A 19,355-nucleotide genomic window follows, 5' to 3' on the forward strand; every position below is an offset into this window, starting at 1 on the left:
GGCGAAAAGTAGAATGAGGACTTTCGCGCAAGCGTAACGCACACGAACACGAGCAAGGACGATCCCGTGGCTGGACACAGTAAATGGGCCAACATTCAGCACCGCAAGGGGCGCCAGGACGAGAAGCGGGGCAAGGTCTGGACCCGCGTGATCCGCGAGATCATGGTTGCCGCCCGCCAGGGAGGCGGTGACCTCAGTGCCAATCCCCGCCTGCGCCTGGCCGTGGACAAGGCCAAGGCCGCCAACATGCCGGCCGACACCATCAAGCGCAACATCGACAAGGCCACCGGCAACCTCGAAGGCGTGCAGTACGAGGAAATCCGCTACGAGGGCTACGGCATCGGCGGCGCCGCCGTGATCGTGGACACCATGACCGACAACAAGGTCCGCACCGTGGCCGAGGTCCGCCACGTGTTCAGCAAGTACGGCGGCAACATGGGCACGGAAGGCTCGGTGGCCTTCCAGTTCAGGCACGTGGGCCAGCTCATCCTGGCGCCGGGCACGGACGAGGACAAGGTCATGGAGGTGGCCCTGGAGGCCGGCGCCGACGACGTGGTCGTGGGCGAGGACGGCGCCATCGAGGTGATCACCGCCCCGGCCACGTTCGAGGCCGTGCGCAACGCGTTGACGGCGGCGGGCCTGTCGCCGGAGATGGCCGAGGTCACGATGCGCCCCGAAAACACCACCCCGCTGTCCGGCGAGGACGGCGCGCGCATGCAGAAGCTGCTGGACATGCTGGAGGACCTGGACGACGTGCAGGACGTGTTCCACAACGCCGAGATCGCCGAATGAAGGTCCTGGTCGTCGGCGGCGGCGGTCGCGAGCACGCGATCGCCTGGAAGCTCGCCCAGTCCGCCCGGGTGTCCTCGGTCCACGTGGCGCCCGGCAATGGCGGCACCGAGCTCGATCCCCGGCTCGAGAACCTGCCCATCACCGACATCGGCTGGTTGCGCCAGTGGGCGCTGGAGCAGAAGGTGGCCCTCACCGTGGTCGGCCCCGAGGCGCCGCTGGCGGCCGGCATCGTGGACGAATTCCGCGCGGCCGGCCTGCGCGTGTTCGGCCCCACCAAGGCCGCCGCGCAGCTGGAAAGCTCCAAGGCCTTTTCCAAGGACTTCATGAAGCGGCACGGCATCCCCACCGCCGCCTACGAGACCTTCTCCGACCCCGCCGCGGCGCATGCCTACGTGGACCGGCAGGGCGCGCCCATCGTCGTCAAGGCCGACGGCCTGGCCGCGGGCAAGGGCGTGGTGGTGGCCATGAGCACGCAGGAAGCGCACGAGGCCATCGATTTCATGCTCCTGGACAACAGCCTGGGCGTGGCGCACAACGAAGGCGGCGCGCGCGTGGTGATCGAGGAGTTCCTCACCGGGGAGGAAGCCAGCTTCATCGTGCTGTGCGACGGCCGCAACGTCGCGGCGCTGGCCACCAGCCAGGACCACAAGCGCCTGCTGGACGGCGACCTGGGGCCCAACACCGGCGGCATGGGCGCCTACTCGCCCGCGCCGGTGGTTACACCGGCGGTGCATGCCCGGGCCATGCGCGAAGTCATCCTGCCCACCATCCGCGGCATGGAAAAGGACGGCATTCCCTACACCGGTTTCCTGTACGCGGGCCTCATGATCGACCCGCACGGCCAGGTCAAGACCCTGGAATTCAACTGCCGCATGGGCGACCCCGAGACGCAGCCCATCATGATGCGGCTCAAGTCGGACCTGTTCGAGCTGCTCATGGCGGCCACCTCCGGCACGCTGGACCAGGTGGAACTGCAATGGGACCGCCGCACCGCACTGGGCGTGGTCATGGCGGCGGCCGGCTACCCGCTGAACCCGCGCAAGAACGACGTGATCTCAGGCCTGCCGCCCGAGGCGCCGGACGCCATGGTCTTCCACGCCGGCACGGTGCGCCAGGACGGACAGCTCCTGAGCTCGGGCGGCCGGGTGCTGTGCGTCACCACGCTGGCCGACAACGTGCGCATGGCACAGCAGCGCGCCTACGAGCTGGTTCACGGCATCAGCTTCGCCGGCGCGCAGTGGCGCCGGGACATCGGCCATCGCGCCGCCCGGAGCTGAGCGTGCCGGACATCGCCCATGTGCGCGACTGGCTGCTGGGCCTGCAGCAGCGCATCACCTCGGCCTGCGCCGACATCGACGGCAAGGCCTTTCTCAGCGACCCCTGGCGCAAGCCGGAGGGCGAGCGCCTGCAGGGCGACGGCGTCACCGCCATCCTGGAGAACGGGAATGTGTTCGAGCGCGCGGGCTGCGGCTTCTCGCAGGTGCGCGGGCCGCAGCTGCCGCCTTCGGCCACGCAGCACCGGCCCGAGCTGGCCGGCGCGCCCTTTGAAGCCATGGGCGTGTCGCTGGTCTTCCACCCGCGCAATCCCTATGCGCCCACCGTGCACATGAACGTGCGCATGATCGCCGCCACCCCCGCCGGTGGCGAGCCCGTGTGCTGGTTCGGCGGCGGCATGGACCTCACGCCGCACTACGGCTTCGAGGAGGATGCGCGGCATTTCCACCGCGTGTGCAAGGACGCGCTGGCCCCCTTCGGGGAGGACAAGTACCCGCGCTTCAAGCGCTGGTGCGACGAGTACTTCTCGCTCCGGCACCGGGGCGAGCAGCGCGGCATCGGCGGCGTCTTCTTCGACGACTTCGCCGAGCTCGGGCAGGCGCGCAGCTTCGAGATGCTGCAGACGGTGGGTGATGCCCTGCTGCCGGCGTACCTGCCGATCCTGTCGCGCCGCAAGGACACGCCCTACGGCGAGCGCGAGCGCGAGTTCCAGCTCTATCGGCGCGGCCGCTACGTGGAGTTCAACCTGGTGTGGGACCGCGGCACGCACTTCGGCCTGCAGTCGGGCGGGCGCACCGAGTCCATCCTGATGTCCATGCCCCCGCTGGCGAGCTGGTCCTATCGCCGCGAGGCCGAGCCCGGCACGCCCGAGCACGAGCTGATCCGGCGCTTCCTCGTTCCGCAGGAGTGGGCGTGAGCGCCGCCGACGCCCGCCGTATGGCGGATCCGAGCGGCGCCGCACCGCGCCGCCGCGTGGGCCTCTTCGGAGGGTCCTTCGATCCGCCCCACCTCGCGCACGTGGCCCTGGCCCGTGCGGCGGTGGAGCAGCTCGGCCTGGACACGCTCCACGTGCTGCCCACGGGCCAGGCCTGGCACAAGGCCCGCAGCCTCTCGCCCGCGGAGCACCGCCTCGCGCTGGCACGGCTGGCCTTCGACCCGGTTCCGCGGGCGCGGGTCGATGCACGCGAGCTGCGCCGCGAAGGCCCCACCTACACCATCGACACCCTGCGCGAGCTGCGCCGCGAGCATCCGGACGCCGAGCTGGTGCTGGTGATCGGCGCCGACCAGGCCGAAGCCCTGCACGGCTGGCGCGACAGCGCGGAGATTCCCCGCTTGGCGACCCTGGCCATTGCCGAGCGGGCCCGCCCCAGCGAGGGGCCGGTGCCCTTCGACGCCAGCCATGTGCCCGGTGGCACCTGGGAATCCGTGGAGCTGCCGCCCATGCCGGTCAGCGCCACCGCCATCCGGGCCCTCGTGGGTGCCGGCGAGCCGATCGACACCCTCGTCCCCGAAGGCGTCGCGCGATATATTGACCAACACCATCTTTACCGGTCCCCCTGATGAGCCAAGAAACCGCCGCCAAGAAAGACACCCAACGCCTCCAGCGTGCCATCGTGGAGGGACTGGAGGACGTCAAGGCGCAGGACATCCAGGTTTTCAACACCGAGCATCTCTCCCCCCTGTTCGAGCGCGTGATCGTCGCCTCGGGCACCTCCAACCGCCAGACCAAGGCCTTGGCCGCTAGCGTGCGTGACGCCGTGCGTGACGCCGGCTTCAACAAGCCGCGGGTGGAGGGCGAGGAGAACGGCGAGTGGATCATCGTGGACTGCGGCGCCGCCGTGGCGCACATCATGCAGCCGGCCATCCGCACCTACTACCACCTGGAAGAAATCTGGGGCGACAAGCCGGTGCGGCTGAAGTTCGGCGCGCCCAAGCCCGCGGCGCCCGCGCCCGCGCCGAAGCCGGCGGCAGCGAAGAAGGCCCCGATCCCGTCCCTGCGCCGCAGCAGCGCCGCGCGCACGGCGGTGCGCGAGGCCGAGGCCGAGGCCAAGAAGGCCCCGGCGCGGCGCAAGCCGGCGGCCACGAGATCGGCGGGCGCCGCCGCGCCGGCCAAGGCGGCGGCGAAGAAGGCAACGGCACCGGCCAAGGCGCCGGCCCAGGCGGCCGCGAAGAAGGCACCCGCGAAGAAGGCGCCGGCGAAGAGCGCGGCCAGGAAGGCAGCGGCCCCATCCGCCGGCGGGAAGGCCGCGACCGGCCGGACCGCGGCGAAGGCGCCCGCCAAGTCGGCTGCACCCCGCAATTCCGCCGCCAGCAAGAGCCGCCGCGCCGAATGAAGCTGTGCGTGGTGGCCGTGGGCCTGCGGGTGCCCGACTGGGCGCAGCAGGCCTGGGACGACTATGCCAAGCGCTTCCCGCCCGAGCTGAAGCTGGAGCTGCGCGCCGTCAAGACCGAGCCGCGCGCATCGAAGACGGTGGATCAGATCCATGCGGCCGAGCGCGAGCGCATCGAGGCCCAGCTGCCGCGCGGCGCCCGCATCGTAGTGCTGGACGAACGGGGCACGGCGCTGGGCACCCAGGCGCTCGCGGGCCGGCTCACGCAATGGCAGCTCGGCGGCACCGACGTGGCGCTGGTGATCGGCGGACCCGACGGGCTGCAGCCGGCGCTGCGCGAGGCGGCGCATGAACGCATCCGGCTGTCGGATCTCACCCTGCCGCATGCCATGGCGCGGGTATTGCTGGTCGAGCAGCTCTATCGCGCCTGGTCCATCAACGCCGGCCACCCCTACCACCGCGAATGAGGCCCGAGTTCGTCTACCTGGCCTCGCAGAGCCCCCGGCGTCGGCAGCTGCTGGAGCAGCTGGGCGTGCGCCACGAGCTGCTGCTGCCCGGCGAGGACGAAGACGCCGAGGCGCTGGAGGCGCTGGAGGCGGTGCGCCCCGGGGAGGCGCCGGCCGCCTACGTGAGCCGCGTGACGGGGCTCAAGCTCGACGCCGCGCTGGACCGCCTGGCCCGGCGCGGCCTGCCGCCCGCGCCCGTGCTGTGCTCGGACACCACCGTGGCCTTGGGCCGGCGCATCTACGGCAAGCCCGCCGACGCGCAGGACGCCGCCCGCATGCTGGGCGAGCTGGCCGGCGCCACGCACCGTGTGCTCACGGCCGTGGCGGTGGGCCACGCCGGACGGCGCTGGGAGGCCGTCTCCGATTCGCGCGTGAGCTTCGAGCCGCTCACGCCGCAGCAGATCGAACGCTACGTCGCAACGGGCGAGCCCCTCGGCAAGGCCGGTGCCTACGCCATCCAGGGCCGCGCGGCCATGCACGTCACGCGCATCGCCGGCAGCTACTCTGGCATCATGGGCCTGCCGATGCACGAGACCGCGCAGTTGCTGCGCGCCGTCGGCCTTCTCACCTGAACCCATGGGCGTGCAGCAGGACATCCTGATCAACTGGTCTCCGCAGGAGACGCGCGTGGCCATCGTCGAGAACGGCGCGGTGCAGGAGCTTCACGTCGAACGCACGCTGGAACGCGGGCTGGTCGGCAACATCTACCTCGGCAAGGTAGCGCGCGTGCTGCCGGGCATGCAGTCGGCGTTCATCGACATCGGCCTGGAGCGCGCGGCCTTCCTGCACGTGGCCGACGTGTGGCAGCGCCCGCTCGAGGGCGAACCGCCCGGGCGCCCCGGCCAGCCGCTGGTTCCCATCGAGCGGCAGGTGTTCGAGGGCCAGGCCCTCATGGTGCAGGTGATCAAGGACCCGATCGGCACCAAGGGCGCACGGCTGTCCACGCAGATCAGCGTGGCGGGCCGGCTGCTGGTCTTCCTGCCGCAGGACGACCATGTGGGCGTCTCGCAGAAGATCCCCAACGGCCAGCGCGACGCGCTGCGTGCACGGCTGCAGGCCCTGGTCGGGCCGGGCGGGGGCGGCTTCATCCTGCGCACCAACGCCGAGGACGCGAGCGACGCCGAGCTGGCCGAGGACATCGCCTACCTGCGCAAGACCTGGACCCGCATCCGCGAAGCGGCCCTCACGCGCCCGCCCACCTCGCTGCTGCACCAGGACCTGGACCTGCTGCAGCGGGTGCTGCGCGACCTGGTGGGCGAGGACACGCAGTCCATCCGCATCGACTCGCGCGAGCAGTTCGCGCGGCTGCAAGACTTCGGCCGCGAGTTCATGCCCAAGGCCGCCTCGCGCCTGGCCCTGTACAAGGGCGAGCGGCCCATCTTCGACCTGTACTCCATCGACGATGAGATCACCCGCGCGCTCGGGCGCCGCGTGGACCTCAAGTCGGGCGGCTACCTGATCGTGGACCAGACCGAGGCGCTCACCACCGTGGACGTCAACACCGGCGGCTACGTGGGCGCGCGCAACTTCGACGAGACCATCTTCAAGACCAACCTGGAAGCCGCGCAGGCCATCGCGCGGCAGCTGCGCCTGCGCAACCTGGGCGGCATCGTGATCGTGGATTTCATCGACATGGCACGTGCGGACCACCGGGACGCCGTGCTCGCCGAGCTGCGCAAGCAGCTCGCCCGCGACCGGGTCAAGACCATGGCCGGCAACTTCTCCCAGCTGGGCCTGGTGGAGATGACCCGCAAGCGCACGCGCGAGTCGCTCGCCCACATGCTGTGCGAGCCCTGCCCGAGCTGCCAGGGCTCGGGCCAGGTGCGCACCGCGCGCACCGTCTGCTACGACATCCTGCGCGAGATCCTGCGCGAGGCGCGCCAGTTCAACCCGCGCGAATACCGCATCGTTGCCTCGCCCCGGGTGACCGAGCTGTTCCTGGACGAGGAAAGCCAGCACCTTGCGGGCCTGTCGGATTTCATCGGCAAGCCTGTTTCGCTGCAAAGCGACAGCGCGATGGGGCCGGAGCAGTACGACATCGTGCTGCTCTAGGCATCGCGCTCGCCTCCGCCCGTCCGCCAGCGCAGCGCGGTGGCCGGTCAGGGGCGACGATGGGCCGTGCGCGGGCGGCGGGCGACGATGTCGCGGTAGATCTCGCGGTAGCTCTGGGCGACGTCGGTCCAGCTGCGCACGGTGAGCGACGCCACGGGGTCGCGGTTCAGCCAGTCGTTGCAGCACGCGGCCCAGCGCGCAACGGGGGCGTCCAGCGACAGCACCGACCCGTTCGAGTCCGGCACATCGGCGGCGGCGCCGCAGCGGTCGGACACGACGACCGGCACGCCACTGGCCAGCGCCTCGGCGATCACCATGCCGTAGGCCTCGCTTCGGGCCGGATGCACCAGCAGGTCCATCGCGGCGTAGTACGGACGGCTGTCGGTCCAGCCCAGGCAGCGGGCGCGGACGCCGGCCGCGCGGCACAGGGGTTCGACCTGCGCCGCTTGCGGGCCGATGATGAGGAGTTCCAGGGCGGGGCGGGTGCGTGCCAGCTCGGAGGCGACCTCCAGCAGGTGCGGCAGGCCCTTTCGCTCCCACTCGTGCCCGACGAAGCCGATCACGCCGCCGTCCGCGGGTGCGCGCCGCGGGGGACGTTTCGCCGGCGCCTGCACGCCGGGCGGAATCGGTGCGCTGATCGCGCGGGCCGCTGCGGGGTGGCGGCGGGCCAGCACCGATTGAAGGGTGTGCGAGACCGGCACGACGCAGGGCGGGCCGCCGCGGCCGCCGTGGATCTCGCGCTGCTCCATCCAGCGGTAGGCCGCGATCCGCGGCGACAGGCGCGCCGCCCAGGGCAGCTCACGCGCGCTGGTGAACGGGTCGCTGTGGAGGGTGGTGACGTGGTGTACGCCGGTGCGCTCGTGGCTGTGGATCACGGGATGCGGTCCATCCAGGCCAGCGATCGTCCGGTGAACCTGGCGCGAGAACATCAGGTAGGCCAGCCAGCGAGGCCGGGACAGGCGTCGGCCGCATTCGACCACCTCGATGCCCGGATGCTCGGGGGGCTCCGCACGGGTTTCGCACACGACCAGCACCCGCTCGCCCAGGCGCGCCAGTTCGTGGCACAGGTGCCAGACGTAGCCCTCCATGCCACCGACCCGGCCGAAGCGGCGCACCACCTGCACGACAGGAGCCTGGAGCGGCATCACGCTTCGCGCGTCCGGGCCAGCAGCCAGCTCAAGACCGCGGCGTAGTAATGGCCTTCGATGAAGTCCCGCAGCAGGGAGTTGAACAGGCAGCCGATGGCGAACGCCACCACCAGGCCCAGCAGGGCGTGGCGGTCAGGGCGCGACCCTGGCTGCCGCAGCGGTGCGGCGACCCAGGCGAGGAACAGCGCGAATCCGACCGCGCCGGTGGCGATGAGCTGCATCAGGTACTCGTTGTGCGGGTTGTCCAGGCGCACCCAGAACTCGTCCTGGTGGTGCCGCCCGGACGGTTGGGCGTGCAGGCGCTCGAGCGTGACCTCGGCATGCCGTTCGGCCACCCGCGTATGGCCGACGCCCGTCAGGCCATGCTCGCGCGCCATCGCGAGCGCGGTGAGCGCCAGTTGCACGCGGATATCGGTCGAGCTCAGGGCGGTTCCGTCGAGTTGCGCCGAGCCCGTCCAGGTTTCGGCGGCACGTTCCCGCACCTTGGGCGACGCGACCGCCAGGACCGCCACGGCGAGCAGCACCGCCAGGGCCGTGGGCAGCCGCCGTCCACGCGGGGCCTGCAGGACGGCCGCCAGGGCGAGCAGCGCCAGCAGGACGATGTGGCCGGTGCGCCCGCCGATGGCGAACAGCACCGTCAGCGCCAGGAAACCCGCGCCCAGGCGCCACAGCCAGGGGCGGGACCGCGCGGGGGCGAGCACCAGCATCAGGAAGGCGCTGGTGGCCAGGGTCCAGCCCGCCGAAATCCGCCGGGGGCCGATCTCGACGGCCAGGGGCGGGTAGGCCAGGGCCACCCAGTGCAGCGCAGCCCACACGAGGACCCCGGCCACGAGGCCCTGCAGGAAGGGCTCGCGCGCCCGTCCGTGCAGCAGGGGAATCAGCAGCAGCGGCAGCAGCAGCTCGTGATACCGGTTGACGGCTTCGATCGCCTCGCGCCAGGCGAAGCCGCTCGTCCAAACGGTGTGAAGGGTCGTCCAGGCGAAAAGCGCCACGCCGATCGCCACCACCGGGTTGCGCCAGGCGGGCTTGAACGCGAGGCGGGGATACAGCGCGACTGCGGCGACGAGCAGCAGGGCCAGGGTGATGGAGACCCCGGCCGGCCCCATCGGCAGGAAGAAGCCGAAGGCCGCGACCACGGGTGCGAGCATCCATCGCTCGATGAAGGTGCCGCCCTGGTCCGCTCGGGTGGCCAGGGTGCCGTCGGTGCCCGCCATCATTCGGCCCCCGACTGGAGCGCGTGCAAACGGGCGTAGAGCCCACCGCGCGCGAGCAGCTGGGCGTGCGTTCCGGTTTCGGCGAGGCGCCCCTGTTCCAGCACCACGATGCGGTCGGCATGCTCGATGGTCGAGAGGCGGTGGGCGATGATGAGGGTGGTGCGGCCCGCCATCAGCCTTTGCAGGGCCTCCTGCACCAGGCGCTCCGAGGCCGCGTCGAGCGCCGAGGTGGCTTCGTCCAGGATGAGGATGGGCGCATCCTTGTACAGCGCGCGGGCGATGGCCAGGCGCTGGCGCTGGCCGCCGGACAGTTCGGTGGCGTTGTGGCCGGCCACGGTGTCCAGGCCCCGGGGCAGGGACGCGACGAGGGCGTCCAGGTTGGCGCCGCGCACGCACTGCTCCATGCGCGCCATGTCCACGGGGCTTCCCATGGCGATGTTGGCCGCCAGCGTGTCGTTGAACATCACCACGTCCTGGCTGACCAGGGCGAACTGCGCCCGCAAGGACCGCAGGCGCCACCGGGCGACGTCGACCCCATCCAGCAGCACCTGGCCGCTGTCGGGCGAGATGAAGCGCGGCAGCAGGTTGACCAGGGTGCTCTTGCCCGACCCGGAGGGCCCCACCAGGGCCACGACCTGGCCGGGCTCGACCGTGAGGCTGAAGCGGTCGAGGGCGGACGGTCCGTCCTCGCGGTAGCGCACGCTGACCTCGCGCAGTTCGATGTGTCCGCGCGAACGGGCGGATTCGAACACGCCGTCCACTTCGGCCGGCACGTGCTCCAGCAGGTCGACCGCGCGCTGCACCGCCGCCATGCCGCGCGAGACGGGGTTGGCGGCGTCGGACAGTCGCTTGATGGGCGAGATCAGCATGAGCATCGCGGTGATGAAGGATGCGAAGGTGCCGACCGTCACGCCGTTATTGCTTTGCCACAGGGCGATGCACACCACGACGGACAGCGCCGCCGCAGCCAGCATCTGGGTGAGCGGGTTCACCGCCGCGGTGGTGATGGCCGCCTTCAGGGCCAGCCGCCGCAGCGCCATCCCGAGGCCTTCGAACCGGTCCGACTGGGCCTGCTGCGCGCCGTGCAGGCGCACCACCCGGCTGGCCAGGACGTTCTCCTCGACCACGTAGGCCAGGTCGTTGGTCGCGGTCTGTGTGCTGCGGGCGATGCGGTAGAGGCGCCGCGAGACCGTGCGCATGATCCAGGCCACCCCGGGCGCCACCATGAACACGACCAGGGTGAGCTGCCAGTTCAGGTACAGCAGGTAGGCCAGCAGGGCCAGCAGGGCCAGGCTGTCCTTGACCACGCCCAGCACGGTGTTGACCAGCAGGGTCAGGCCGTTCTGGATTTCATACACGAGCGTGTTGGACAGCGCGGTGGCGTTCTGCTCTGCGAACAGCTGCAGGCGCGCATCGAGGAGGCGGGCGAACATGGCCTTGCGCAGCTTGATCAGGCCGTCCTGGGTGATGCGCGAGAGGGTCACCTCGGAGATGAAGCCGAACAGCCCGCGCACCGCGAACAGCCCGAGCAGGCTGGCCGGCACCAGCCACAGGTCCAGGCCCTGGGCAGAGAAGCCGCGGTCCAGCAAGGGCTTGATCAGCGCGGGGATCAGCGGCTCGGTCGCCGCGGCCACCGCAGTCGCAAACACGGCCAGGGCCCAGTAGCGCTTGGAGCCGGAGAAGTAGCCCGCCAGCCAGCGGATCTTCGAGAACTCGATCACCCTCACTGAGCTGGTGCGGCCAGCCGCCGCATCCGCTGCTCCCATTGCCAGGCGTGGGCGATGATGGTGTCCAGGTCTTCCAGCTGCGGCGTCCAGCCCAGCTCCTGGCGCGCGCGCCGGGCATCGGCCACCAGCACCGGGGGGTCTCCGGCACGGGGCGGATCGTCACGCAGGGGAATGGGATGGCCGGTGACGCGGCGCGCGGCCTCGATCACCTCGTTGACCGAGTGGCCCAGGCCGTTGCCCAGGTTGTAGACGGCGCTGCGCGCGCCGGCCTGCAGCGCCTGCAGCGCGAGCAGGTGCGCGGCGCACAGGTCCTGCACGTGGATGTAGTCGCGCACGCAGGAGCCGTCGGGCGTGGCGTGCTGCGAGCCGAACCGGGAGATGAAGGGCCGGCGGCCCGAGGCCACCTGCAGCACCAGGGGGATGAGGTGCGTCTCCGGGTCGTGGCGCTCGCCGATGCTGCCGTCCGGATGGGCCCCCGCGGCGTTGAAGTAACGCAGCGAGATGGACCGCAGCCCGTGCGCGGCGTCGTAGTCCTGCAGCAGGTGCTCCACGGCCAGCTTGCTGTGGCCGTAGGGATTGATGGGGAGGGTGGGATGCGTCTCGGGGATGGGCACTTCCACCGGGTTGCCGTAGGTCGCGGCCGTGGACGAGAAGATGAACTGCCGCACCCCATGTTCGAGCATGGTGTCGAGCAGCGACAGCGTCTGCACCAGGTTGTTGCGCCAGTACTTGGCCGGCTGCTGCATGGATTCGCCCACCAGGCTGGAGGCCGCGAAGTGCATCACCACCTGCGGCTGGTACCTGCGGAAGATCTCGCCCATGAACGCGGCGTCGCCGATGTCGCCCCGGTGCAGTTCGTCGGCTTGCACGGCGTCGGCATGGCCGGTGGCGAGGTTGTCCACCACCACGGGCCGCAGGCCTTGGTCACGCAGCATGCGCACCATGTGCGAGCCAATGTAGCCGGCGCCGCCGGCGACGACGACGGAAGTCGGTTGAGGCATGGGGGGTGGGTGCAATAATCGAGCGGTTTACCGAGGCGGGATTATGCCCCTGGCATGCATCGCCCCCGGCCTGCCACGGGCCACCGAACGCCAGCACCACGGGGCCATGAACCGCCTGTCCATCACGATCATCACCAGGAACGAAGCGGCCAATATTTCGGAATGTGTGCGGTCCTGCCGCTTCGCCGACGAGGTCGTCGTGGTCGATTGCGGCAGCACCGACCGGACCGTGGAGCTGGCTCGCGCCGAGGGCGCGCAGGTGCACGAGATGGACTGGGCCGGCGACGGCCCGCAGAAGAACCGCGCCATCGACCGCGCCAGCGGCGACTGGTTCTTCTCGCTCGATGCCGACGAGCGCATCACGCCGGAGCTGGCCCGCGAGATCCGCGCGGCCATCGAGCAGGGCGAGGCGGACGGCTACCGTGTCCCGCGCCTGTCCATGTTCGCCGGCCGCTTCATCCGGCACGGCGGCTGGCGTCCCGACTACACCGAGCGCCTGGCGCGCCGGGGCCGGGCCCGCTACACCGACCACCTGCTGCATGCGCGCCTGGCCATCCAGGGCCGCACCGGCACGCTGCGCGAATCCATCGTCCACTACAGCTATCCGACGCTGGACAGCGTGGTGGACAAGCTCGGCCGCTACTCCAGCGCGGGGGCGCTGGACATGCGCCAGCGCGGCCGGCGCGGCTCCTTCGGCCGGGCAGTGGGCCACGGGGCCTGGGCCTTCATCCGCACCTATTTGCTGCGCCTGGGCTTCCTGGACGGCCGCTGGGGCTTCATGCTCGCGGTCTTCAATGCCGAGACCACCTACTACCGATACCTCAAGCTCTGGTTGATGGACCCCGCGCCCCACGGCGCGGGGAACAAAAGCCAGAATGGCAAGAACGAACCCAGCAGGAAGGAGAAACAAGCATGACTTTTGCGCCCATGTGGTGCCGGCGGAAGGTGCTGTCCATGATGGCGGCCAGCGCCCTGGCCGGGCCCGCGGTGGCCCAGTTCCGCGTCGAGGTGACCGGGGTCGGCCTGACCCAGGTGCCCATTGCCATCGCGCCGTTCCGCGGCGAAGGCGAGGCGCCGCAGCAGATCTCTTCGGTGGTGCGCGCCGACCTGGAGCGAAGCGGGCAGTTCCGCTCGGTGCCCACCGGCCCCGGCACTCTGGACGAGACCTCGCGGCCCGACCTTGCGCCGCTGCGCCAGGGCGGCGCCGACGCACTGACCACCGGCAGCGTCACGCGCCTGGCCGACGGCCGCTGGGACGTGCGCTTTCGCCTCTGGGATGCCGTGCGCGGCCAGGACCTCGGAGGCCAGAGCTTCGCCGTCGCGCAGGGTGACCTGCGCCTGGCGGCCCACCGCATCTCCGACTACATCTACGAGAAGCTCACCGGCGAGCGCGGCGTCTTCTCCACCCGCATCGCCTACGTCACCAAGAACGGCAATCGCTACAACCTTTGGGTGGCCGATGCCGATGGCGAGAACGCCCAGTCGGCCCTGGCCAGCCCGGAGCCCATCATCTCGCCGGCCTGGTCGCCCAACGGGTCGCAGGTGGCCTACGTGTCCTTCGAGTCGCGCAAGCCTGTCGTCTATGTGCACGACGTGTCCACCGGCCGTCGCCGCCTGCTGGCCAACTTCCGCGGCTCCAACAGCGCCCCGGCCTGGTCGCCCAACGGGCGTTCGCTGGCGGTCACGCTCAGTCGCGAAGGGGGCTCGCAGCTCTACACCATCGACGCCAACGGGGGCGAGCCCAATCGGCTCCTGCAGTCCAGTGGCATCGACACCGAGCCGGTCTACTCGGCCGACGGCAAGCTCGTCTATTTCGTGAGTGACCGGGGTGGCTCGCCGCAGATCTACCGCGTCCCCAGCGCCGGCGGCAGCGTCGAGCGCGTCACCTTTACCGGCAGTTACAACATCTCCCCCACCGTGAGTCCCGATGGCCGGTGGCTGGCCTACATTTCGCGCGTTGGCGGCGCTTACAAATTGCACGTGATGGAGCTCGCGACGGGCAACGCCACCGCGATCACGGACACCACCGCGGACGAAAGTCCCAGCTTCGCGCCCAATGGCAAGCTCATCGTCTATGCCACCCGGCAAGGCGGCCGCGAGGCCCTCATGACGAGCACGCTCGACGGCAAGATCAAGGCCCGCCTGGCCGGGCAGGGCGGTGACCTGCGCGAGCCGGACTGGGGTCCGTACCCGCGCTGAACACCCGATCGATCCAGATTCCACATCATTCACATCACAAGGAGTCAGTTCCAATGAAGAAGCATCTCTGGGGCACCGTCGTGCTCGCCGCCGCGCTGGCGGGCTGCGGGTCCAGCGTCAAGCTCGAGGACGTCCCGGTCGTCGACCGCACCGCCACCCCGGGCGGTGGCGCAGGCTCCACCGTGCCCGGTGGCGGTGCGGCGGTCGATCCCAACGCCGCCGCGCAAAGCCGCGTCGCGCCGGTGGCCGCGGATGAAGTCGGCAGGCAGGCGCCCGGGCCCGTGGGCGTGGGCCGGGTCATCCTCTTCGACTACGACAGCTTCGTCATCAAGCCCGAGTTCCAGCCGCTGGTCGAGGCGCATGCCAAGTACCTCAAGGCCAACAACGGCCGGCGCATGACCATCGAAGGCCACACCGACGAGCGCGGCGGCCGCGAATACAACCTGGCGCTGGGCCAGAAGCGCGCCGAGGCCGTGCGCCGCGCGCTGGTGCTGCTCGGCGTGGCCGACAGCCAGCTGGAGCCGGTGAGCTTCGGCGAGGAGAAGCCCGCCGAGGCCGGCACCGAGGAATCGTCCTGGGCGCGCAATCGCCGCGCCGAACTGGCGTACCGCTGATGAACGCGCCGCGTGCACTCCTGTCCGCCGTGGCCCTCGGCGCGGCGATGCTGGCGTCCCCCGTGGCGCAGGCGCAGCTGTTCGGCGGCGACGACGAGGCGCGCCGCGCCATCCTCGAGCTGCGCCAGCGCGTCGACGCGCAGCGCGTGCAGATCGAGCAGCAGGCCGCGCAGCAGGCCGAGCTGATGCGCCGTGCCAACGAGGAGACCTCCCAGCTGCGGCGCAGCCTGCTGGACCTGCAGGCGCAGATCGAGACCTTGCGCGGCGAGCTCGCAGGCCTGCGCGGCAACGACGAACAGCTCGCACGCAGCGTCTCCGACCTGCAGCGCCTGCAGAAGGACCTGGCCGTGGCCATCGAGGAGCGGCTGCGCCGCTTCGAGCCCGCGCAGGTCTCCATGGACGGCCGTCAGTTCACGGCGCAGCCGCAGGAGCAGCAGGCCTTCGATGCCGCCCTGGCGACCTTCCGCCGCGGCGAGTTCCCGCAGGCGCAGGCGGCCTTCTCGTCCTTCGTCCAGCGCTATCCGCAAAGCGGCTACTACCCGGCGGCGCTCTTCTGGCTGGGCAATGCGCAGTACGGCACGCGCGACTGCCAGGGTGCGATCGGCAACTTCCGCACCATGCTGCAGAACGCGCCCGACCACCCGCGCGCGCCCGAGGCGGTGCTCTCCATCGCCAACTGCCAGCTGGAACTGAAGGACGTGCCCGCCGCGCGCCGCACCCTGGAAGACCTGGTGACGGCCTATCCCGGCTCCGAGGCGGCCAACGCCGCCCGTGACCGGCTGGCCCGCCTGCCCGCGGCCGAGCCGGCCCGCGCGGACACCCGCCCCACCGAACAGCGTCGGCGGTGACGGGGCTGGAGGTCGGCGCCGACCTCCAGCGCCGCTTCGGTGGCCTGGAGCGGCTCTACGGCATGGCCGGCGCGCAGGCCATCCGGCGCGCGCATGTCGTGGTCGTGGGCATCGGCGGCGTGGGCTCGTGGACGGCGGAGGCGCTGGCGCGCAGCGGCGTCGCGCGGCTCACGCTGATCGACCTGGACCACGTGGCCGAATCCAACATCAATCGCCAGGTGCATGCGCTGGACAGCACCGTGGGCCAGGCCAAGGTGCAGGCCATGCGCGAACGCATCGCGCAGATCCATCCGGCCTGCAGCGTCCAGGGCATCGAGGAATTCGTCGATCCGGACAACTGGCCGCAGCTGCTTCCCGAGGGCGTGCATGCCGTCGTCGACGCCTGCGACCAGATCAAGGCCAAGCGCGCCATGGCGGCCTGGGCCCTGCGCACGCGCAGCCTCTTCATCGCCGTAGGCGCGGCGGGCGGCAAGCGCCTGGCGCACAAGGTGGACATCGACGACCTCTCACGCACCACCCACGACCCGCTGCTCGCGCAGCTGCGCTATCGCCTGCGCAAATTTGACGGCGCACCGCGCGAGGGCAAGACCATCGGCATCCCCTGCGTCTTCAGCCGCGAGGCCGTGGCCCCGCCGGACCCCTCCTGCGACATCAGCGGCGACGGCTCGCTCAACTGCCACGGCTACGGCTCGGTCGTGAGCGTCACCGCCACCTTCGGCCAGTGCGCCGCAGGCTTCATCCTGGACCGCATCGCGCAGGGAAGCCAAAAAAACTAGGCTATACTCATGGGCTGCGCTGCACACACCGGCAGCGACGTGGGGGACGTTAGCTCAGTTGGTAGAGCAGCGGACTTTTAATCCGTTGGTCGCAGGTTCGAATCCTGCACGTCCTACCAGATATCCGCATTCACACAAAGAGCCCGCTACGGAAACGATAGCGGGCTCTTCCGTTTCTGCATCCGTGGAAAGCATGTGGAAAGGCGAGCGGGGAACGATGAAAGTGCCTGCCACGCAGCATAGTTGGCACTCTCGCGCCGCGGTGATGCCGACCGGCCTCACTCGGTCTGCTGTAATCCAGCCGGTGTTTAGAACGCTGTCCCCACTCCTGGCGGCCCTCGGTGCCGCAGTGTCCCTGTCAGCTTGCGATCCTTTCGAGCCAGCCTCCGGCTTTGACTACAAGGAATGTCGCTTCTCGCTGGAGAAGCTTCCGCACTACCCGACGATCAGCGGCGGGGAGCGCTTGAAGTTCATCGACGCCTGCCTGCGCGACAAGGGATGGACCCCTGCGGCGAGCTGCAAGGAGGCTTCCGCAGAAGGCAGGATTCACTGTGCCTATGAGCGCAAGTAGACCAGGCCGCGCGGCCTGCAGCAGAACGCTGCAGCGAAGCTGTACAGCCCGCCGATGAAAGCTGCTCTCGGACTCCTGCTGCCGCTTCCTGCCTTCGTCGTTCACAGCGGCTCGCGCAGACGCTAGCTCACAACACTCCACTGACCCGCAACTGTGACTTACTGGCGCCAGCGCGAAGTCCGTGCTGCCTTTACTTGCGAGCGATGCGCTTTCGTCCTGGCCTGTCTGCAACATCAGGAGCACCGTTCCTCTTCACATTGACGAAATGAGGTGCTGCCATGTCAATTGACAAACCTAGAGTGACGCAAATTGTCGGCTGACCATCTTACTCAGCCGATTCGTGTCCTTGTTGTCGATGACAACGTGGATGCAGCGGAGTTGGTGGCCGACCTGTTGAGCATGCTCGGGTATGAGACTTCAGCTGCACACGATGGCGAGTCGGCATTGCGTGTGTGGTCAACGACCCGGCCGGACGCTGTCATTTTGGACTTGGGGATGCCGGTGATGGACGGCTACGAGGCCGCCAGGCAGATTCGGAAATTGTCCAAGTCGTGCTTGTTGATTGCCTTGTCCGCGTGGGCCCGGCCTGCAGACGTGGAGCGCGGCCGAATAGCGGGTTTCGACCACCACATTGCCAAACCGGCCTCCGTCGAACAGCTGCTGGAGGCGCTCCATAGCCGCCTGCGCGCGCCTGTGGACCTGAGTTGAAGGACAGGCCGCCTACGCTGAGGCAGCGCGCAGGGTCGTGTGGCTGCGGCAATCGTGGAGAGCTCGAAGCACGCAATCGACATCGACCGGCTTCACAAGGTACTCGTCGAATCCGGCGCTCAGTGCCTCAGCGCGTTGATTGTTTCCTGCCCACCCGGTAACAGCCACGATGCAGGTATGTCCCTTCAAATGCTTCTCACGCAAGCGCCTGCACACCTCGAATCCGTTCACGTCGGGCAGTCCAATGTCGAGGAGCACCACGTCGGGCTTCACGCGCTTTGCAACTTCGATCGCTTCACTGCCGGTGTGGGCGCCAACGGCCGTATGACCAAAAGATTCGATCAGGATCGAGAGCGTCTCGACCATATCGGCGTTGTCGTCGACGATGAGAATGACGTGTGGCTCGCCAGCGGGAGCGGGGGTATGTCTCATCGTCGACGTGGCTCTAGAGGTGGGTCGACGCATCGTATGCGAGTTCGAACTGCACAGTACACCTGCGTGTAACTTCGGGTGGGGTACGCGCGAGCGTGCGGGAGCGGGTCACGCCTTCTGCGACCGGCTCTGCGCGAGCTGAGCCTGCTGCGGTCCAGGCACGTCGCCGTTGCGGCGGTGATGCCTACAAGGCATCCACCGGAATCTTCAGGTACGAAGTCCCGTTCCCTTCCTTCGGCGGCATCTCCCCCGCGCGGATGTTCACCTGCACGGCCGGCAGGATCAGCACGGGCATGGCGAGCGTCGCGTCGCGGCGGGTGCGCATGTCCACGAACTGGTCCTCGCTCACGCCGTCGTGCACGTGGATGTTGCGCGCCTTCTGCTCGGCGACGCTGGACTCGCAGGCGACCGGCCGGTCGCTCGGCGGGTAGTCGTGGCACATAAAGAGCCGGGTGTCGGGCGGCAGGGACAGCAGCTTGCGCACCGACCGGTACAGCGTGCGCGCGTCCCCGCCGGGGAAGTCGCAGCGCGCGGTGCCCACGTCGGGCATGAACAGGGTGTCGCCCACGAACACGGCGTTGCCGATCTGGTAGGCGATGTCGGCAGGCGTGTGGCCGGGCACGTGCAGCACCTTGCCGGTGAGTGCGCCGATACGGAACTCGTCGCCGTCGGTGAAGAGGCGATCGAACTGCGAGCCGTCGGTGGCGAAGCCCGCCTCCAGGTTGAAGATGCCCTTGAAGACCTTCTGCACGGCGGCAATGTGTTCGCCGATGCCGGTGCGGCCGCCGAGCTGCGCCTTCAGGTAGGGCGCCGCCGTGAGGTGGTCGGCATGCGCGTGGGTCTCCAGGATCCACTCGACCTTCAGCGCATTCGCGCGCACATAGTCGATCACCTTGTCCGCGGACGCGTGGCGGGTCCGGCCGGCCTTGGCGTCATAGTCGAGTACCGGGTCCACGATGGCACATGCGCTCCCCGGTCCGGCGTGGACCACGTAGGTCCACGTCCAGGTTGCCTCGTCGAATATGGGATGGACCTGCGGCACCGCTTGCGTCATGGTTCGCTCCTGTGAGGTTGCTTCAAATATCATCAGAAGATAATATATCTGAAAATAAACTGTTTGAGCAGGAGGCCACCGTGAAGTCCCATTCCCCATGCGCCCTTG

At 69.7% G+C, this 19,355-nt stretch carries 21 protein-coding genes and 1 tRNA gene; 16 read left to right on the plus strand and 6 right to left on the minus strand.

Going from position 1 to position 19,355, the window contains the following annotated elements; all coding sequences use genetic code 11:
- Window positions 1-66: 66 nt before the first annotated feature.
- The 8 genes from EZ242_RS03535 to rng are packed head-to-tail and all read left to right on the plus strand — an operon-like array spanning window position 67 to window position 6,955.
- The gene (locus EZ242_RS03535; RefSeq protein WP_135283717.1) at window positions 67-792 is read left to right on the plus strand and encodes a YebC/PmpR family DNA-binding transcriptional regulator; all 726 of its coding nucleotides are present in this window, start codon (window positions 67-69) and stop codon (window positions 790-792) included.
- The gene (gene purD, locus EZ242_RS03540) at window positions 789-2,069 is read left to right on the plus strand and encodes a phosphoribosylamine--glycine ligase (protein ID WP_135283718.1); all 1,281 of its coding nucleotides are present in this window, start codon (window positions 789-791) and stop codon (window positions 2,067-2,069) included. The genes EZ242_RS03535 and purD overlap by 4 nt, the downstream gene beginning before the upstream one ends.
- Window positions 2,070-2,071: 2 nt before the next feature.
- Window positions 2,072-2,983 (plus strand): oxygen-dependent coproporphyrinogen oxidase, encoded by a 912-nt coding sequence (gene hemF / locus EZ242_RS03545; protein ID WP_420821219.1) that lies wholly within the window; start codon window positions 2,072-2,074, stop codon window positions 2,981-2,983.
- Window positions 2,980-3,627 (plus strand): nicotinate (nicotinamide) nucleotide adenylyltransferase, encoded by a 648-nt coding sequence (gene nadD / locus EZ242_RS03550; protein ID WP_338101443.1) that lies wholly within the window; start codon window positions 2,980-2,982, stop codon window positions 3,625-3,627. Before hemF ends, nadD begins: the two co-directional genes overlap by 4 nt.
- On the plus strand, window positions 3,627-4,400 hold the full coding sequence (gene rsfS, locus EZ242_RS03555) for a ribosome silencing factor (protein ID WP_135283719.1): 774 nt from the start codon (window positions 3,627-3,629) through the stop codon (window positions 4,398-4,400). The genes nadD and rsfS overlap by 1 nt, the downstream gene beginning before the upstream one ends.
- Window positions 4,397-4,864, plus strand: a complete 468-nt coding sequence (gene rlmH / locus EZ242_RS03560; RefSeq protein ID WP_135283720.1) for a 23S rRNA (pseudouridine(1915)-N(3))-methyltransferase RlmH — start codon at window positions 4,397-4,399, stop codon at window positions 4,862-4,864. Before rsfS ends, rlmH begins: the two co-directional genes overlap by 4 nt.
- Window positions 4,861-5,475, plus strand: coding sequence for a Maf family protein (locus EZ242_RS03565; RefSeq protein WP_135283721.1), 615 nt, complete (start codon window positions 4,861-4,863; stop codon window positions 5,473-5,475). Before rlmH ends, EZ242_RS03565 begins: the two co-directional genes overlap by 4 nt.
- 10 nt (window positions 5,476-5,485) lie before the next feature.
- Complete coding sequence (gene rng, locus EZ242_RS03570; protein WP_135283974.1) at window positions 5,486-6,955, plus strand: ribonuclease G; 1,470 nt, start codon at window positions 5,486-5,488, stop codon at window positions 6,953-6,955.
- Window positions 6,956-7,002: 47 nt separating this feature from the next.
- Here rng and EZ242_RS03575 read toward each other — a convergent pair whose 3' ends face one another.
- The 4 genes from EZ242_RS03575 to galE are packed head-to-tail and all read right to left on the minus strand — an operon-like array spanning window position 7,003 to window position 12,045.
- Entirely contained in the window at window positions 7,003-8,100 is a 1,098-nt protein-coding gene (locus EZ242_RS03575) for a glycosyltransferase family 4 protein (protein ID WP_240786987.1), read from the minus strand.
- A complete protein-coding gene (locus EZ242_RS03580) occupies window positions 8,100-9,320 on the minus strand; it encodes an O-antigen ligase family protein (protein ID WP_135283723.1) in 1,221 nt (406 codons plus the stop codon). Before EZ242_RS03580 ends, EZ242_RS03575 begins: the two co-directional genes overlap by 1 nt.
- Window positions 9,317-11,083: a lipid A export permease/ATP-binding protein MsbA gene (msbA, locus tag EZ242_RS03585; protein WP_135283724.1), complete on the minus strand. Its 1,767-nt coding sequence runs from the start codon at window positions 11,081-11,083 to the stop codon at window positions 9,317-9,319. The genes EZ242_RS03580 and msbA overlap by 4 nt, the downstream gene beginning before the upstream one ends.
- Entirely contained in the window at window positions 11,041-12,045 is a 1,005-nt protein-coding gene (gene galE, locus EZ242_RS03590) for a UDP-glucose 4-epimerase GalE (protein WP_135283725.1), read from the minus strand. The genes msbA and galE overlap by 43 nt, the downstream gene beginning before the upstream one ends.
- A 106-nt stretch (window positions 12,046-12,151) precedes the next feature.
- On the opposite strand from galE, the gene EZ242_RS03595 reads away from it, so the two are divergent.
- The 8 genes from EZ242_RS03595 to EZ242_RS03630 all read left to right on the plus strand — a co-directional run bounded on the left by EZ242_RS03595 (window position 12,152) and on the right by EZ242_RS03630 (window position 17,761).
- Window positions 12,152-12,961 (plus strand): glycosyltransferase family 2 protein, encoded by an 810-nt coding sequence (locus tag EZ242_RS03595; protein WP_135283975.1) that lies wholly within the window; start codon window positions 12,152-12,154, stop codon window positions 12,959-12,961.
- Window positions 12,958-14,244 (plus strand): Tol-Pal system beta propeller repeat protein TolB, encoded by a 1,287-nt coding sequence (tolB, locus tag EZ242_RS03600; protein ID WP_135283726.1) that lies wholly within the window; start codon window positions 12,958-12,960, stop codon window positions 14,242-14,244. The genes EZ242_RS03595 and tolB overlap by 4 nt, the downstream gene beginning before the upstream one ends.
- Before the next feature lie 53 nt (window positions 14,245-14,297).
- Window positions 14,298-14,858, plus strand: a complete 561-nt coding sequence (gene pal / locus EZ242_RS03605) for a peptidoglycan-associated lipoprotein Pal (RefSeq protein WP_135283727.1) — start codon at window positions 14,298-14,300, stop codon at window positions 14,856-14,858.
- Window positions 14,858-15,706 carry a tol-pal system protein YbgF gene (gene ybgF / locus EZ242_RS03610; RefSeq protein ID WP_135283728.1) on the plus strand — a complete coding sequence of 283 codons (849 nt, stop codon included), beginning with the start codon at window positions 14,858-14,860 and terminating at the stop codon, window positions 15,704-15,706. The genes pal and ybgF overlap by 1 nt, the downstream gene beginning before the upstream one ends.
- Window positions 15,707-15,768: 62 nt before the next feature.
- The gene (locus EZ242_RS03615) at window positions 15,769-16,482 is read left to right on the plus strand and encodes a tRNA threonylcarbamoyladenosine dehydratase (RefSeq protein WP_135283976.1); all 714 of its coding nucleotides are present in this window, start codon (window positions 15,769-15,771) and stop codon (window positions 16,480-16,482) included.
- Between the two features lie 43 nt (window positions 16,483-16,525).
- A tRNA-Lys gene (locus tag EZ242_RS03620) sits at window positions 16,526-16,601 on the plus strand.
- Window positions 16,602-16,699: 98 nt separating this feature from the next.
- On the plus strand, window positions 16,700-17,053 hold the full coding sequence (locus tag EZ242_RS03625) for a hypothetical protein (RefSeq protein ID WP_135283729.1): 354 nt from the start codon (window positions 16,700-16,702) through the stop codon (window positions 17,051-17,053).
- Window positions 17,054-17,362: 309 nt separating this feature from the next.
- The gene (locus tag EZ242_RS03630) at window positions 17,363-17,761 is read left to right on the plus strand and encodes a response regulator (RefSeq protein ID WP_135283730.1); all 399 of its coding nucleotides are present in this window, start codon (window positions 17,363-17,365) and stop codon (window positions 17,759-17,761) included.
- A gap of 12 nt (window positions 17,762-17,773) precedes the next feature.
- Here the strand turns inward: EZ242_RS03630 and EZ242_RS03635 are convergent, their stop codons facing one another.
- Window positions 17,774-18,193 (minus strand): response regulator, encoded by a 420-nt coding sequence (locus EZ242_RS03635; protein WP_167784630.1) that lies wholly within the window; start codon window positions 18,191-18,193, stop codon window positions 17,774-17,776.
- A gap of 184 nt (window positions 18,194-18,377) precedes the next feature.
- On the minus strand, window positions 18,378-19,247 hold the full coding sequence (locus EZ242_RS03640; protein ID WP_135283732.1) for an MBL fold metallo-hydrolase: 870 nt from the start codon (window positions 19,245-19,247) through the stop codon (window positions 18,378-18,380).
- Window positions 19,248-19,355: the final 108 nt, after the last annotated feature.

The organism is Ramlibacter rhizophilus (assembly GCF_004681965.1).
GTDB lineage: Bacteria > Pseudomonadota > Gammaproteobacteria > Burkholderiales > Burkholderiaceae_C > Ramlibacter > Ramlibacter rhizophilus.

Bases quoted from the DNA above. Each gene is read 5' to 3' on its own strand.
- EZ242_RS03565 (WP_135283721.1), top strand. From the start codon at position 4,861: ATGAGGCCCGAGTTCGTCTACCTGGCCTCGCAGAGCCCCCGGCGTCGG.
- purD (WP_135283718.1), top strand. From the start codon at position 789: ATGAAGGTCCTGGTCGTCGGCGGCGGCGGTCGCGAGCACGCGATCGCC.
- rsfS (WP_135283719.1), top strand. From the start codon at position 3,627: ATGAGCCAAGAAACCGCCGCCAAGAAAGACACCCAACGCCTCCAGCGT.
- EZ242_RS03575 (WP_240786987.1), bottom strand. From the start codon at position 8,100: ATGCCGCTCCAGGCTCCTGTCGTGCAGGTGGTGCGCCGCTTCGGCCGG.
- EZ242_RS03625 (WP_135283729.1), top strand. From the start codon at position 16,700: ATGAAAGTGCCTGCCACGCAGCATAGTTGGCACTCTCGCGCCGCGGTG.
- tolB (WP_135283726.1), top strand. From the start codon at position 12,958: ATGACTTTTGCGCCCATGTGGTGCCGGCGGAAGGTGCTGTCCATGATG.
- EZ242_RS03635 (WP_167784630.1), bottom strand. From the start codon at position 18,193: ATGAGACATACCCCCGCTCCCGCTGGCGAGCCACACGTCATTCTCATC.
- rlmH (WP_135283720.1), top strand. From the start codon at position 4,397: ATGAAGCTGTGCGTGGTGGCCGTGGGCCTGCGGGTGCCCGACTGGGCG.
- EZ242_RS03595 (WP_135283975.1), top strand. From the start codon at position 12,152: ATGAACCGCCTGTCCATCACGATCATCACCAGGAACGAAGCGGCCAAT.
- ybgF (WP_135283728.1), top strand. From the start codon at position 14,858: ATGAACGCGCCGCGTGCACTCCTGTCCGCCGTGGCCCTCGGCGCGGCG.
- galE (WP_135283725.1), bottom strand. From the start codon at position 12,045: ATGCCTCAACCGACTTCCGTCGTCGTCGCCGGCGGCGCCGGCTACATT.
- EZ242_RS03580 (WP_135283723.1), bottom strand. From the start codon at position 9,320: ATGATGGCGGGCACCGACGGCACCCTGGCCACCCGAGCGGACCAGGGC.
- pal (WP_135283727.1), top strand. From the start codon at position 14,298: ATGAAGAAGCATCTCTGGGGCACCGTCGTGCTCGCCGCCGCGCTGGCG.
- EZ242_RS03640 (WP_135283732.1), bottom strand. From the start codon at position 19,247: ATGACGCAAGCGGTGCCGCAGGTCCATCCCATATTCGACGAGGCAACC.
- EZ242_RS03615 (WP_135283976.1), top strand. From the start codon at position 15,769: ATGGCCGGCGCGCAGGCCATCCGGCGCGCGCATGTCGTGGTCGTGGGC.
- msbA (WP_135283724.1), bottom strand. From the start codon at position 11,083: ATGGGAGCAGCGGATGCGGCGGCTGGCCGCACCAGCTCAGTGAGGGTG.